Origin of the sequence: Bacillus sp. ISL-51, assembly GCF_018613535.1 — a bacterium.
Lineage (GTDB): Bacteria > Bacillota > Bacilli > Bacillales > Bacillaceae > Bacillus.
Genome location: NZ_JAGGQB010000019.1, coordinates 1 through 13,065 on the forward strand (window position 1 = coordinate 1; position 13,065 = coordinate 13,065).

At 44.1% G+C, this 13,065-nt stretch carries 19 protein-coding genes; 3 read left to right on the forward strand and 16 right to left on the reverse strand.

The features are described from left to right. The first annotated feature begins 243 nt into the window (after positions 1-243). On the forward strand, positions 244-1,008 hold the full coding sequence (gene pdaB, locus J7E26_RS17320) for a polysaccharide deacetylase family sporulation protein PdaB (protein ID WP_214803940.1): 765 nt from the start codon (positions 244-246) through the stop codon (positions 1,006-1,008). Here pdaB and kbaA read toward each other — a convergent pair whose 3' ends face one another. After that, a complete protein-coding gene (gene kbaA / locus J7E26_RS17325) occupies positions 1,009-1,605 on the reverse strand; it encodes a KinB-signaling pathway activation protein (protein ID WP_214803938.1) in 597 nt (198 codons plus the stop codon). A 101-nt stretch (positions 1,606-1,706) separates the two neighbouring features. On the opposite strand from kbaA, the gene gerD reads away from it, so the two are divergent. Then, a complete protein-coding gene (gene gerD / locus J7E26_RS17330; protein WP_214803936.1) occupies positions 1,707-2,264 on the forward strand; it encodes a spore germination lipoprotein GerD in 558 nt (185 codons plus the stop codon). A gap of 32 nt (positions 2,265-2,296) precedes the next feature. On the opposite strand, the gene J7E26_RS17335 is transcribed toward gerD, so the two are convergent. The 3 genes from J7E26_RS17335 to J7E26_RS17345 form a co-directional block, all read right to left on the reverse strand. Then, positions 2,297-3,355, reverse strand: a complete 1,059-nt coding sequence (locus J7E26_RS17335; RefSeq protein ID WP_214803934.1) for an Mrp/NBP35 family ATP-binding protein — start codon at positions 3,353-3,355, stop codon at positions 2,297-2,299. Between the two features lie 79 nt (positions 3,356-3,434). Then, positions 3,435-4,148 (reverse strand): N-acetylmuramoyl-L-alanine amidase CwlD, encoded by a 714-nt coding sequence (gene cwlD, locus J7E26_RS17340; RefSeq protein WP_214803932.1) that lies wholly within the window; start codon positions 4,146-4,148, stop codon positions 3,435-3,437. Positions 4,149-4,208: 60 nt separating this feature from the next. Next, positions 4,209-4,652: a DUF2521 family protein gene (locus J7E26_RS17345; RefSeq protein WP_214803930.1), complete on the reverse strand. Its 444-nt coding sequence runs from the start codon at positions 4,650-4,652 to the stop codon at positions 4,209-4,211. Positions 4,653-4,782: 130 nt separating this feature from the next. On the opposite strand from J7E26_RS17345, the gene J7E26_RS17350 reads away from it, so the two are divergent. After that, complete coding sequence (locus J7E26_RS17350) at positions 4,783-5,256, forward strand: DinB family protein (RefSeq protein WP_214803928.1); 474 nt, start codon at positions 4,783-4,785, stop codon at positions 5,254-5,256. A gap of 15 nt (positions 5,257-5,271) precedes the next feature. Here J7E26_RS17350 and J7E26_RS17355 read toward each other — a convergent pair whose 3' ends face one another. The 12 genes from J7E26_RS17355 to rpmJ form a co-directional block, all read right to left on the reverse strand. Further along, positions 5,272-6,039: a class I SAM-dependent methyltransferase gene (locus J7E26_RS17355; RefSeq protein ID WP_214803926.1), complete on the reverse strand. Its 768-nt coding sequence runs from the start codon at positions 6,037-6,039 to the stop codon at positions 5,272-5,274. 137 nt (positions 6,040-6,176) lie between these two features. Next, a complete protein-coding gene (gene rpsI / locus J7E26_RS17360; protein WP_061521269.1) occupies positions 6,177-6,569 on the reverse strand; it encodes a 30S ribosomal protein S9 in 393 nt (130 codons plus the stop codon). A gap of 20 nt (positions 6,570-6,589) precedes the next feature. Continuing rightward, positions 6,590-7,027, reverse strand: a complete 438-nt coding sequence (gene rplM, locus J7E26_RS17365; RefSeq protein ID WP_013350824.1) for a 50S ribosomal protein L13 — start codon at positions 7,025-7,027, stop codon at positions 6,590-6,592. A 159-nt stretch (positions 7,028-7,186) separates the two neighbouring features. Beyond that, the gene (gene truA, locus J7E26_RS17370) at positions 7,187-7,930 is read right to left on the reverse strand and encodes a tRNA pseudouridine(38-40) synthase TruA (RefSeq protein WP_214803924.1); all 744 of its coding nucleotides are present in this window, start codon (positions 7,928-7,930) and stop codon (positions 7,187-7,189) included. Between the two features lie 12 nt (positions 7,931-7,942). Next, positions 7,943-8,740 carry an energy-coupling factor transporter transmembrane component T family protein gene (locus tag J7E26_RS17375; protein WP_214803921.1) on the reverse strand — a complete coding sequence of 266 codons (798 nt, stop codon included), beginning with the start codon at positions 8,738-8,740 and terminating at the stop codon, positions 7,943-7,945. Further along, positions 8,737-9,606: an energy-coupling factor ABC transporter ATP-binding protein gene (locus J7E26_RS17380; protein WP_214803920.1), complete on the reverse strand. Its 870-nt coding sequence runs from the start codon at positions 9,604-9,606 to the stop codon at positions 8,737-8,739. Before J7E26_RS17380 ends, J7E26_RS17375 begins: the two co-directional genes overlap by 4 nt. Then, positions 9,582-10,427 (reverse strand): energy-coupling factor ABC transporter ATP-binding protein, encoded by an 846-nt coding sequence (locus J7E26_RS17385; protein WP_214803918.1) that lies wholly within the window; start codon positions 10,425-10,427, stop codon positions 9,582-9,584. Before J7E26_RS17385 ends, J7E26_RS17380 begins: the two co-directional genes overlap by 25 nt. 131 nt (positions 10,428-10,558) lie before the next feature. Beyond that, positions 10,559-10,921, reverse strand: a complete 363-nt coding sequence (rplQ, locus tag J7E26_RS17390) for a 50S ribosomal protein L17 (protein WP_003156550.1) — start codon at positions 10,919-10,921, stop codon at positions 10,559-10,561. A 76-nt stretch (positions 10,922-10,997) separates the two neighbouring features. Beyond that, positions 10,998-11,942, reverse strand: coding sequence for a DNA-directed RNA polymerase subunit alpha (locus J7E26_RS17395; RefSeq protein WP_003156549.1), 945 nt, complete (start codon positions 11,940-11,942; stop codon positions 10,998-11,000). A 176-nt stretch (positions 11,943-12,118) separates the two neighbouring features. Next, positions 12,119-12,514, reverse strand: a complete 396-nt coding sequence (gene rpsK, locus J7E26_RS17400) for a 30S ribosomal protein S11 (RefSeq protein WP_003156547.1) — start codon at positions 12,512-12,514, stop codon at positions 12,119-12,121. 20 nt (positions 12,515-12,534) lie between these two features. Beyond that, positions 12,535-12,900, reverse strand: a complete 366-nt coding sequence (gene rpsM, locus J7E26_RS17405) for a 30S ribosomal protein S13 (protein ID WP_003156545.1) — start codon at positions 12,898-12,900, stop codon at positions 12,535-12,537. A gap of 22 nt (positions 12,901-12,922) precedes the next feature. After that, complete coding sequence (gene rpmJ / locus J7E26_RS17410; protein WP_003156543.1) at positions 12,923-13,036, reverse strand: 50S ribosomal protein L36; 114 nt, start codon at positions 13,034-13,036, stop codon at positions 12,923-12,925. Positions 13,037-13,065 lie beyond the last annotated feature (29 nt).

Sequence of the window (13,065 nt, forward strand, 5' to 3'; positions counted from 1 at the left end):
TATTGAAGCAGCTTTATTATAGTAACATTTCGCTTCTTTTATGTCAACAACTTTTTCCATGTTGTTTTTGAAGCATTTTGTTGTTGTCAGCTGTTCATCAGCGACGAATAATAATATACCATGCTTTCTCTCTATAAAGCAAGGCTTTTTCTTCATTTTTTTTAAAAGCCATAAATCGTTATATTCATCAGTACAGCTACATACGATGTAAGCAAGCATGGACAAGATAAGGAGGCGTCATCAGTGAACCACTTCTATGTGTGGCATATTAAACGGATCAAACAGTTACTCATTATTGTCATCGCCGCATTTGCAGCAGCCAGCTTTTTTTATATACAGAGAGCCGTCCCTCTTCCCGTATTTTTAACTGATAACGGTCCGAAGGCGATTTCTAAAGGCGAAACAAAAGCCCGCGAAGTCGCACTTACATTTGATATCAGCTGGGGTGACGAGAAGGCCGTCCCGATTTTAAACGCATTAAAAGCAAACGGCATTAAAAACGCCACTTTTTTTCTGTCGGCATCTTGGGCGGAACGGCATCCTGATACTGTAGAACGCATTATAAAAGACGGGCATCAAATCGGAAGCATGGGATATGCGTATAAGAACTATGTCAATTTAGAGGATCAGGAAATAAAAAGAGATATCCTCCGCGCTCAGACAGCTTTTAAAAAATTAGGAGTGAAAGACGTGCACTTATTGCGCCCGCCTACCGGACAATTTAATAAAAAAGTCCTTACCATTGCTCAGCAGTACCGTTATACAGTTGTTCATTACAGCATTAACTCACAGGACTGGACAAATCCCGGCCCTGATAAAATCATTGAAAATGTAAACAGCAAAATAAAAGGCGGCGACATCGTTCTCCTGCACGCATCTGATTCCGCAACACAAACGGAAGAAGCATTACCCGCTATTATCCGCGAGTTAAAGGAAAAGGGATTAAAAAATGTGACAGTCGGTAATCTTATCGCAAATACCGACGTCAAATCTTCAGAGGTGAAATAACTACCTCCGGGCAAACTTCGGGAGCATTAATAATTGGAATGCATTACAGCCCATCAGCGGAATCAGCATTAAATAAAGCCAGTCCTCATTATTCACTCTTAAAGCAGGAACCCATTCAAGCGCCGTAATGACCACCATTAAAAACAATGATGAAACAAATGTATTTTTTGAGGACTGCTTTTGTTTTATATACGCCGTCATTAAACCAACCGCAAGCAGCGCCAGCGGCAGCCATACGAATCCTGCAATCGAATCATCCCGCTCGCCGAAAAATAAAAATCTGACATACATTAAATCAAAAGCAACAAACAGAATGATAAACAGCTGAAGCAAGTTCCATAGCGAGCTTGACCTTAGGATCTCCAATGCGAAACGGTGCACCGTTAAAAATACGAAGAAACCCATTTGGCTGATCACACTGAAGATCATCCCCACCCCAATAAACCAAATCAGAACGGAGAAAATCTGACCGGCTTCAAAATTCAAAAAGAATCCCTTATATTCTCCCCATTTCAGCGCAAATCCCACGACGCTTGTAATAAGAGCGCCAACAGCTAAAATCGAAAAGAAAAATCGAACGAGCCCGCGGCTTTTCATCTCTTATTCATCCCCCTGACTTCAGCGATATTTTGTTATGTATAAATCCATTCCGATGAATCATATTAAAAGTAAGAACAAGTATGGAAAGGAGCTTATGCATGTCAAAAGCCAAAACGCTATTGATAAGCTGTTTTGTTGTGTTATCTGTAACAGCTTGTGCTCCAAAAGACCAAGCAGCGGATATGGATTATGACCAAACTAAAAAAATGGTTGTCGATATATTAAAAACTGATGATGGAAAAAAAGCAATTAAGGAAATATTGAATGATGATGCGATGAATGAGGCATTGGTGATTGATCAGAATGCAATCAAAAGTACAATAGAGAAAACCCTCACCTCTAAAAAAGGCGCGGAGTTTTGGAAAACCATCTTTGAAGACTCAAAATTTGCGGAAAGCTTTGCTAAAACATTGCAGCCTGAGCATGAAAAAATTATCAAAAAACTGATGAAGGATCCCGATTACCAGAAAAGTTTCATGCAGATCATGCAAGACCCCGGAATGGACAAAAAATACAACGAACTGGCTAAAAGCCAAAAATTCCGCAGCTATTTAGAAGAAGTCATCACAGAGACCCTTTCCAGCCCGCTTTTCAAAAAACAATTCGAAGATGAATTGAAAAAAGCAGCTTCAAGCTCTGGAAAGGAAAGCCAATAAAAGACCGGGGCCGCATGATCCCGGTCCCCTTTTTACTGATCAGCAGCTGTTTTTTCAATCACTTTTTGAGCGATGCCCATATAAATGTCGCCGATCGGGTGGCTTCTGTCATACACAGACGGTGCAAAGTGGTCTTTATCCCAATCAGGCTGTTTTAACGGAATTCGGCCGAGCAGCGGCACATTCAATTCCTCCGCCAGCTTATCTCCTCCGCCTTGGCCAAAGACATATTCTTTTTCGCCGGTTTTTGCACTTTCGTAGTACGCCATATTTTCAATGACCCCTACAACTTCGTGATCCGTCTTGATTGCCATTGAACCTGCTCTGGCTGCTACAAATGCAGCTGTAGGATGCGGCGTTGATACGATAATCTCCTTACAGCTCGGAAGCATCGTATGAACGTCCAGCGCAACATCTCCCGTGCCAGGAGGCAAGTCAAGAACAATATAATCTACGTCTCCCCAATCAACCTCATGAAAGAAATTGTTCAGCATCTTGCCGAGCATCGGGCCTCTCCAGACAACGGGAGCGTTTTCTTCCACGAAAAATCCCATCGACATAACCTTTACTCCAAACCTTTCGACAGGGAGAAGTTTTTCTCCTTCCACTGTCGGACGAACCGTGATGCCCATCATATCAGGCACACTGAAGCCATATATATCAGCATCAATCAATCCGACTTTTTTGCCGAGTCGCGCAAGAGAAATTGCCAAGTTGACAGATACGGTGGATTTGCCGACACCGCCTTTTCCGCTCGCTACCGCAAGAAAGACCGGCGGATGGTCTCTATTCAGCAGGGTTTTGCTTTCAGCTGCCGGCTGGCTGAATTTCGCCAATATTTCCTGCGGCAATTCTTCAAACCGAAGTCCGACAGTTTCTGCTCCCGCTTCTTTAAGAACGGACACGATTTCCTGCTGAATATTCATTTGTTCAGCCGTCCCCGTTTTAGCCAACGCGACTTTCACACTGACGTGCCGTTTTTCCGGCTTTACCTTTACTTCCTTAACAGCATCCAATTCTCCCAGAGGTCTATGAAGAAAAGGTTCGCGCATTTTTCCGACTAGATTTCTTACTTCATCTTCTCTTATCATCGAACCCTCACCCTTTGTGTATTCGTTTACAAATGGTATTATACCATATATTAAATGCAGAATCGGCGAAAAACCCTCCTTACTCCGGAGGGTCTCCTTTCTCTGTGAAGTATCTCAATATGCCTTTATACACAGAGGATGCGATTTTATCCTGGTATTTAGGCTGGCCGAGCTTCTTGGCTTCTTCAGGATTGGATAAAAATCCGACCTCCACGAGCGCTCCCGGCTTTGTCGCATTTTGCATTAAATAAATACCGTGTATCCGTTTGGCCTTCCTTGTTGTATTCTCCAAATTGATTCTCAGCTCGTCTTGAATATATTTTGCCACTTTTTCATTTTCTTCGTATTTTCCATAGTAAAAACTTTGCGATCCGCTCCATTTCGGCGACGGTATGGCATTTAGATGAATGCTGACGTACAGCTCTGCCTCTGAATGGTTGATGAGTTCTACGCGTTTTCTCAGATCTTCCGCCTTGCGTCTGCTGTACCCTTTCATTCCTTCAGGGGCTAAGTCTGTATCAGTTTCTCTCGTCATCACGACCAGTGCACCCTGTTCCTGTAAATAGTCCCTTACCCTTGATGCCACCTCCAGCGTAATATCCTTTTCCAGCTTATTACCTCCCACCGCTCCTCCATCCGGTCCGCCGTGTCCGGGATCAAGATAAATGATTTTCCCGCTCAGCGGCAGGCTCCACGGTCTCCAGGAATCATCATTATGAAATTGAAATCGAAATAAAAACAATAATATGATAAAGCCAAGTAAAAAACCGAGCCATTTCAGCTTTTTTCTCATACCTTTCCCTCCCGCTTGTCCCCGTTATTAATAAATATGGGACAGGGGCAGAAATTATGATTACCTCATGCGGAGCTTACATTGTTTTTCTCTTTCCAGAAACCCTTCCGTCCACCAGCTTTTAATAAATCGGCATGACGCTTCGTATATCTCTCTTTGTTCAATGAATGAGTATTGTTCATGCGTCCAACTGCAAAGATATTCAAAAAAGTCGAAACTCAATTCTTCCTCTTCCTTTGCCGACCGGGCATTAGCCCTTTGCATAGACTCCCCATAATAACCGAAGACGCCGAATCTGCCGCCTAATAAATACGCTTCAATTGCAAAATCAATACATCCCTCACTCAGAAATCCTTGTTCGTCCTGCAGAAAGGGAAATAACGGGGTCAGACACGCTTTAACGGATTGGATAATTTTCGTAAGGGAAAGTTCCTTGAGTAAATTCTTCTCAAACTCAAAATCCTTCTGCCGTTTCACATCTAAAAAAGATAATACCTCTGCCATTGCCATGCACGCTCCTTTTTACTGTTATTTTGAAGTAAAAAGGAAAAAGCATGCTTTGTTGATAGTGGAAATGCTCCCAAATGAAGGAGTTTCATGATAAATAAAAGAATAAAGAGCAGAGGTGATGGTTATGAAAAAGCTGTTTCAATACAATTGGACGGTGCGGGATGAGTGGTTTACGGTATGTGAGAAGCTGAGCCGAGAAGAGCTGACGAAACCGCGGACAGGCGGAATGGGGAGCATCTTGCGGACTTTGTTTCATATCATCGACGTCGAGCTCAGCTGGGCGCGTGCAATTTTAGGTAAAGATGATGTTTTACCCGTGGAGTCTGATTTTACAAGCATTGAGGATCTTAGAAAGCTTTCTGAACAGTATCGAGAGGATGTCATTGATGCAGTCTCCGGCAGAGGAGTTGATCTCGTTAAACCGGGTTGGATGAACCAAACCTTTTCTAAAGAAGATATTCTCCGCCACATTCTTGCGCATGAAATTCACCATATGGGACAGCTGTCGGTTTGGGCCAGAGAAATCGGGATAGAGCCGGTTTCAGCTAATGTGATCAGCCGCCCGCGTCAGAAAGCCGCAAAAAAACAGCATCTCTGAAGGGATGCTGTTTTTTTATATCTTTAAGCTTCTTGTCACGGAATACGTATTAATGTATTCATCCAATACAAAACCGCCCTTGTCCTCATAAAATCCGGAAACAATGAAGCCCGCGTCAATTTGGCCCTTTATTTGATTTTCTAACGAATGTCCGAATTCAAGCGCTTCTTTATTTTCAATAAGTTCCTTTACCTTTTCCTCTGTTAAATCCTTTTCGTCAGCAAATGGAATGGAATACTTTACTTTTAACACACCTTCCTGCTCCAGATCGATATCGAATAAAAACACGACTGGATTCACAAATCCGGAAACCAAAGTGCCGCCTTTCTTCAGCACACGATAGGCTTCTTTCCAGACGGGAAGAATATCATCAATAAAGCAATTTGATACCGGATGCACGATAAAATCAAATGTCTCATCATCAAAACAGCTAAGATCATTCATGCTGCCTTTCACAGTTCGGAGAGTCAGCCCCTCCCGCTCAGCGACCTCCCTGTCCTGTGCAAGCTGTTTTTCCGAATTATCGAATACGGTGACATCGGCTCCCGCAGCAGCCAGCACCGGGCCTTGCTGTCCCCCTCCTGAAGCGAGACAAAGAACTTTCAAACCATCTGGAGAAGGGAACCACTCCCTCGGAACATCCTTTTCGGGAGTCATTCTGATGCTCCAATTGCCCTTTTTTGCATTTTCAATAATACGTGAGTCAACAGCAACCGTCCATTCATTGCCCAATTCCACTTTTTTATCCCATGCCTTGCTGTTATGTATGACTAACTTATTCATTTATAACTGCGCTCCTTAATCTTAATGAATAGGGTATAACAAACAATTCTAGAAGAACGTTGAATACCCTTCATCAAATGAGAAAAATATACAAAAAAGCCACAACAATGAAGTTGTGGCTTTTGGTTCCAAAACGATTAACGTTTTGAGAATTGAGGTGCGCGACGAGCGCCTTTAAGACCGTATTTTTTACGTTCTTTCATTCTTGAATCACGAGTAAGAAGTCCAGCGCGTTTAAGCGTCAAACGGTACTCCGGATCTGCTTCAAGAAGCGCACGAGCGATACCGTGACGGATAGCGCCAGATTGTCCGGCGAAGCCGCCGCCTTTAACGTTTACTAAAACATCATAGCTTCCAGCTGTTTCAGTAAGTGTTAACGGTTGTTTAATATCTTCGATTAATGCTTCAGATGGAATGAAATCAGTGATTTCACGATTATTAACGACGATACGGCCTTCTCCTGGAACTAAGCGAACACGCGCTACAGAGCTTTTACGACGGCCAGTACCGTAATATTGAACCTGTGCCAAATTGGTAACCTCCCTTTTAATTAACCGCGAAGTTCGTAAACTTCAGGCTGTTGTGCTTGGTGTGGATGCTCAGAACCACGGTATACGTTCAATTTCTTGAACATTTGACGACCTAGAGAACCTTTTGGAAGCATGCCTTTGATAGCAAGCTCAAGCATTTTCTCAGGGTAGTTTGTACGCATTTCAAGAGCAGTTCTTGATTTCAGACCGCCTGGGTGCATAGTGTGACGGTAGTAGATTTTATCAGTTAACTTTTTACCAGTTAACTCGATTTTTTCAGCGTTGATGATGATCACATGATCTCCAGTATCAACGTGGGGTGTGTAAGTCGGTTTGTGTTTTCCGCGAAGGATAGATGCAACTTCTGTAGAAAGACGTCCTAAAGTCTTGCCTGCTGCATCAACAACTAACCACTTGCGTTCAATAGTACTTGCGTTAGCCATAGGTGTTGTACGCATTTAATTCCCTCCTAAATGATCTGTCATTTTTTCATAAACTTCTGTTACGTTCTATTTCACAACACAATAAGTTCCGGGGCTTATCGTGGGGTTGAAATACATACCATATGATATCTTATAACTTTATGCAGACTCTGTCAAGAAAATGTTACACCTGGTTTAGTTGTCATAGCAAACGCTCCATAAATACAGCCCGTGTCCCGGTGCGGTGCGCCCTGCGGCTTCACGATTCTTCGCTTCCAGCATCGCTTTTACATCCTCAGGAGAAAATTTTCCAGCTCCTGTTTCCAGTAAAGTTCCGGCAATAATTCTGACCATATTATAGAGAAACCCGTTTCCCGTGATCCGCATTTGCAGGCCGTCCTCCGTTTCGGTCCAGTCCAGCTCATAAATTGTCCTGACTTTATCCTGAACCGCAGTGTCAGCCGCGCAAAAGCTTGTAAAATCATGTGTTCCTATGAGATAGCCCGAAGCCTCTATCATTTTCTGCACATTGAGCTGATATGCAAAATGGTAAGCGTAATGCCGTTTAAATACGTCCGGGTGTTTCTCCGTATATACAAAGTAGCGATATTCCTTTTGGACTGCGCTAAATCGTGCATGGAACCCATCATCCGTAATTTCTGCTGTTTTGACGGCAATATCATCAGGAAGCAGTGCATTCAGCGCGAACGGCCATTTCTCAGCTGGAATAGACAGCGGCGTATCAAAATGAATGACCTGTCCTGCTGCGTGAACATCGCTGTCCGTCCGCCCTGACGAGACGACAGGCACTCTGTCATCTGATTTGTGAATGACGGCCAGCGCCTTTTCGAGTTCATTCTGAACGGTCCGTTTTCCGGGCTGAATCTGATATCCGTTAAATAAATGACCGTCATAAGCAATGGTACATTTCATTCTCATACAGCAGCACCTCTAACTTCTTAAGAAAAACAATAAAGCGGCTAATACAATAAGGCTCAGGATCGCTCCGGTATCCTTTCCGCTCCAAACAAGCTTTCTGTATTTCGTTCGTCCTTCGCCGCCCTGATATCCTCTCGCCTCCATGGCAACCGCGAGCTCTTCCGCCCGTTTAAAGGCGCTGACAAAAAGCGGGACGAGCAGCGGAACAACCGCTTTTATCCTGTCTTTCACAGGACCGCTGGTAAAGTCTGCTCCCCTCGCCATTTGCGCCTTCATGATCTTATCTGTTTCTTCCATCAGCGTCGGGATAAACCGCAATGAAATCGACATCATCAGAGCGAGCTCGTGAACGGGAAGCTTTACCTTTTTAAAAGGGTTCAGCAGCCGTTCCATACCGTCAGTGATTTCGATCGGCGTCGTTGTTAACGTCAGCAGCGTAGTCATGAAAATGAGGTAAACAAAACGGAGAGAAATAAAGATCCCCTGAACAAGTCCTCCCTCATATACTTTAAACCAGCCAAACTGAACAAGCACAGGCCCTTCATGCGTCATGAAAATATGCAGTAAAAACGTAAACGCCACAATCCAGATAATCGGTTTAAGCCCCTTCAGCAAAAATCCGAACGGCACACGTGTTAAAGCGATAACTCCGAAAGTAAATAAACCAAGCAAGGCATAGGTCTGCACATTACTTGCCAAGAAAACGATACATACAAACAGAAAAATGCTGACAAGTTTTGTTCTCGGATCCAGGCGGTGAATAAGCGATGATCCGGGAACATACTTACCGATAATCATGCTATCCATCATTGGTCTTTTTCCTCCTGAAAGAGAGCCTTAATTTCAGCAGCAGCATCTTGAAGCGTCAGCATGGGCTCCTTAAATGCCATTCCCAGCGAGGCCTCCAGCCGTCTCTGAAATTTGATCGTTTCTGGGAGATCCAGACCCATCTCAGCCATTTCTTCATCATTGGCAAACAAATCACGCGGACTTCCCGTCGCTTTAATGGTTCCTTTATGCATGACGATCATCTCGTCAGCGTAGCGGGCCGCGTCCTCCATACTATGGGTAACGAGGACGGTTGTCAGATTGCCTCGCTGATGAAGCTCATAAAACATGTCCATAATCTTCTGGCGCCCTCTCGGATCAAGACCTGCCGTCGGCTCATCCAAAACCAGAACTTCCGGTTCCATCGCGAGAACGCCGGCGATCGCAACTCTGCGCATCTGCCCTCCGCTCAATTCAAACGGAGACCGATCCAAGATCTCAGCAGGAAGACCCACAAGCTGCAGCATCTCTTTTGCCTTCCGTTCAGCCGCTTCTTTTTTGACCCCGAAATTAATAGGGCCGAACGAGATATCCTTCAGCACGGTTTCCTCAAACAGCTGATGTTCGGGGAATTGGAAAACGATTCCGACTTTTTTCCGCAAAGCCTTAAGGTCTTTATTCTTTTTACCGGCTTCCAGAGTCGTGCCGCCAAGCTCCAGCTGCCCTTTTGTAGGTCTCAGCAAACCGTTTAAATGCTGCAGAAGCGTTGATTTACCCGACCCTGTATGGCCGATGACGGCAACATAGCTGCCCTCTTTGATCACAGCATTGATATCATACAGAGCAAGACGTTCAAACGGCGTCTTGATTTGGTAGCGATGTTCTACATCTTTGATTTTAATGTCCACAGCTCATTCACCAGCCCTTCCTGAGTCAGATGGTTTTCTTTCAAAGCCAGTCCGCTTTCTTTCAAAAGCAGGCTGAGCTGGAATGAGAAAGGCAAATCAAGACCGATTCGAACCAAGTCTTCATTTAATTGAAAAATCTCTTCAGGCGAGCCCTCGGCATACTTTCTGCCGCCATTCATGACAATGATTCTGTCCGCCTTTGCGGCTTCATTCAGGTCGTGTGTAATTGAAATGACGGTGGCCATGCCCTGATCCTTTAAGCTCCTTACAGTATCAAGGACTTCTTCTCTCCCAATCGGGTCAAGCATTGATGTCGCTTCATCCAAGATCACAATATCAGGACGCGCAGCAATAACTCCCGCGATCGCAACTCTTTGTTTTTGGCCTCCGGAGAGATGGTGCGGCTCTTGATCGAGAAAATCCTGCATATTTACTTGTTGGACTGCCCAGTCTACTCTCTCAATCATTTCTTCGCGCGGGACACCATTGTTTTCTAAACCAAAAGCCACATCATCGCGAACCGTTGTTCCGACAAATTGGTTATCGGGATTTTGAAAGACCATCCCTATCTTTTTCCGGACATCCCATACGGAATCCTCCGTCAGTTTGATGCCGCCGACCTGGATGTCTCCTGCCTCAGGCAGAATCAAACCGTTCAGCGCCCGGGCCAGTGTCGATTTACCTGAACCGTTATGACCTACGATGGCAAGCCATTCTCCTTCATATACCTGCAAAGATACACCGTCAAGCGCCGGCCTTTCTGCGTCTTTGCGGTAGCGGAATATGATGTCCTTTACTGATATGAGCTGTTTTTGATCCATGGGTGCCTGACCTCCTCTCAGCTATAGCTCTGCTTTTCTATCTCTTTATAAAAAGTTCTTGTATCTAAAAAAAGGGCATAGATCCAGTTAGAAACTGTCCCGCCCTTCTTTAGATACACAAAAATATGTGATTAAACCAATTCGATGATTGCCATTGGTGCACCGTCACCACGGCGAGGACCAAGCTTCATAATACGTGTGTATCCGCCTTGGCGCTCCTCATAACGAGTTGCAATGTCAGAGAATAATTTTTGAAGTGCATCTTGGTTATTTTCCTCATTAGCAACCTCGTTGCGAATGTATGCAGCTGCTTGACGACGAGCATGCAAGTCACCGCGCTTACCAAGAGTGATCATCTTTTCAACAACAGAGCGAAGTTCTTTCGCACGTGTTTCAGTTGTTTCAATTCTTTCGTTGATGATCAAATCTGTTGTAAGATCACGAAGCATAGCTTTACGCTGTGAACTCGTACGTCCTAGTTTTCTGTATGACATGTGATGTCCCCTCCTTTAATGGAATGCTGTTTCTAAATAAAAAACACACGAAAATCCTAGTTCACATGGAAACTAGTCAATCGTCTTTGCGAAGGCCGAGTCCAAGTTCTTCCAGTTTCGCTTTCACTTCTTCAAGTGATTTGCGTCCCAGGTTGCGAACTTTCATCATATCTTCTTCCGTCTTGTTCGCAAGTTCTTGAACCGTGTTAATGCCCGCACGCTTCAAGCAGTTGTAAGAACGGACAGAAAGATCGAGTTCCTCAATCGTCATTTCAAGAACTTTTTCTTTTTGATCCTCTTCTTTTTCAACCATGATTTCAGCATGCTGAGCTTCGTCAGTTAAACCAACGAATATATTAAGGTGTTCAGTTAAAATCTTTGAACCGAGTGCAATTGCTTCCTTCGGTCCAGTGCTTCCGTCAGTCCAAACATCAAGTGTAAGTTTGTCATAGTTTGCAACCTGGCCTACACGAGTGTTTTCTACTTGATAAGATAAACGAGAAACTGGCGTAAAGATTGAATCGATCGGAATCACGCCGATTGGCTGATCGTCTCTTTTGTTTGAATCAGCAGGTGTATACCCACGTCCTCTTTGAGCGGTAAGGCGAACTCGGAAACTCGCATTCTCACCAAGAGTCGCGATATGAAGATCCGGATTCAGGATTTCAACATCACTATCGTGTGTAATATCAGCTGCTGTTACAGTTCCTTCGCCCTGTACATCAATTTCAAGCGTCTTCTCTTCATCAGAGTAGATTTTCAATGCAAGCTTTTTAATGTGCAAGATAATCGTTGTAACATCTTCCACAACGCCTTCAATTGTCGAGAATTCGTGCAGTACACCATCTATCTGGATCGATGTTACAGCGGCACCAGGGAGTGAGGATAAGAGGATACGACGTAAGGAGTTACCCAGAGTTGTACCATATCCACGCTCAAGCGGCTCTACGACAAACTTACCAAATTTGGCATCGTCGCTGATTTCAACCGTTTCGATTTTTGGTTTTTCAATCTCGATCATTACTTAAAACCCTCCTTCAAAACGTCGAAACCTCGAATAGAATCATATGAGATTCCATCCGAAATTCCCCATTGTTTAGTCCCGTATGTGCTCAGGCAACGAGTCGGTGCATTCGTTTCATAAATAACTGTATCATAACCCATTATTGACAGGGACACAAAATCTATACAAACAAATTACACGCGGCGACGTTTTGGTGGACGGCATCCATTATGAGGAACAGGAGTTACGTCTCTGATAGCTGTAACTTCAAGTCCAGCAGCTTGTAGAGCGCGTATCGCAGCTTCACGGCCAGAACCTGGTCCTTTAACAGTTACTTCAAGAGTTTTAAGTCCGTGTTCGATTGAACCTTTAGCAGCAGTTTCAGCAGCCATTTGCGCAGCGAAAGGAGTAGATTTACGAGAACCTCTGAATCCTAGAGCTCCGGCACTTGACCAAGAAATAGCATTACCATGAGTATCAGTGATCGTAACGATCGTGTTGTTGAAAGTTGAACGAATATGAGCAATTCCAGACTCAATATTCTTTTTCACGCGGCGTTTACGCGTGTTTTGTTTACGAGCAGCAGCCATTGTTTAGGTACCTCCCTTACTTATTTTTTCTTGTTAGCTACAGTACGACGCGGACCTTTACGAGTACGCGCGTTGTTTTTAGAGTTTTGTCCGCGAACAGGTAAGCCGCGACGATGACGGATTCCGCGGTAGCTTCCGATTTCGATCAGACGCTTGATGTTAAGAGAAACTTCACGGCGAAGGTCACCTTCTACTTTCAGTTTGTCAATAACATCACGGATTTTACCAAGTTCTTCTTCAGTAAGATCACGTACACGAGTATCTTCTGAAACACCAGCCTCTTTCAAGACTTGCTGAGCCGTTGTGCGGCCAATTCCGAAGACATATGTTAAAGAAATAACAACACGTTTGTCACGTGGGATATCTACACCAGCAATACGAGCCATTCTCTGGGCACCTCCTTATTAATTATCCTTGTTTTTGTTTATGCTTTGGATTTTCACAGATCACCATTACTTTTCCTTTTCTGCGAATAACTTTACATTTTTCGCAGATTGGTTTAACTGATGGTCTCACTTTCATGTGTTTCCAACCTCCTTCAGTTTCCGGAG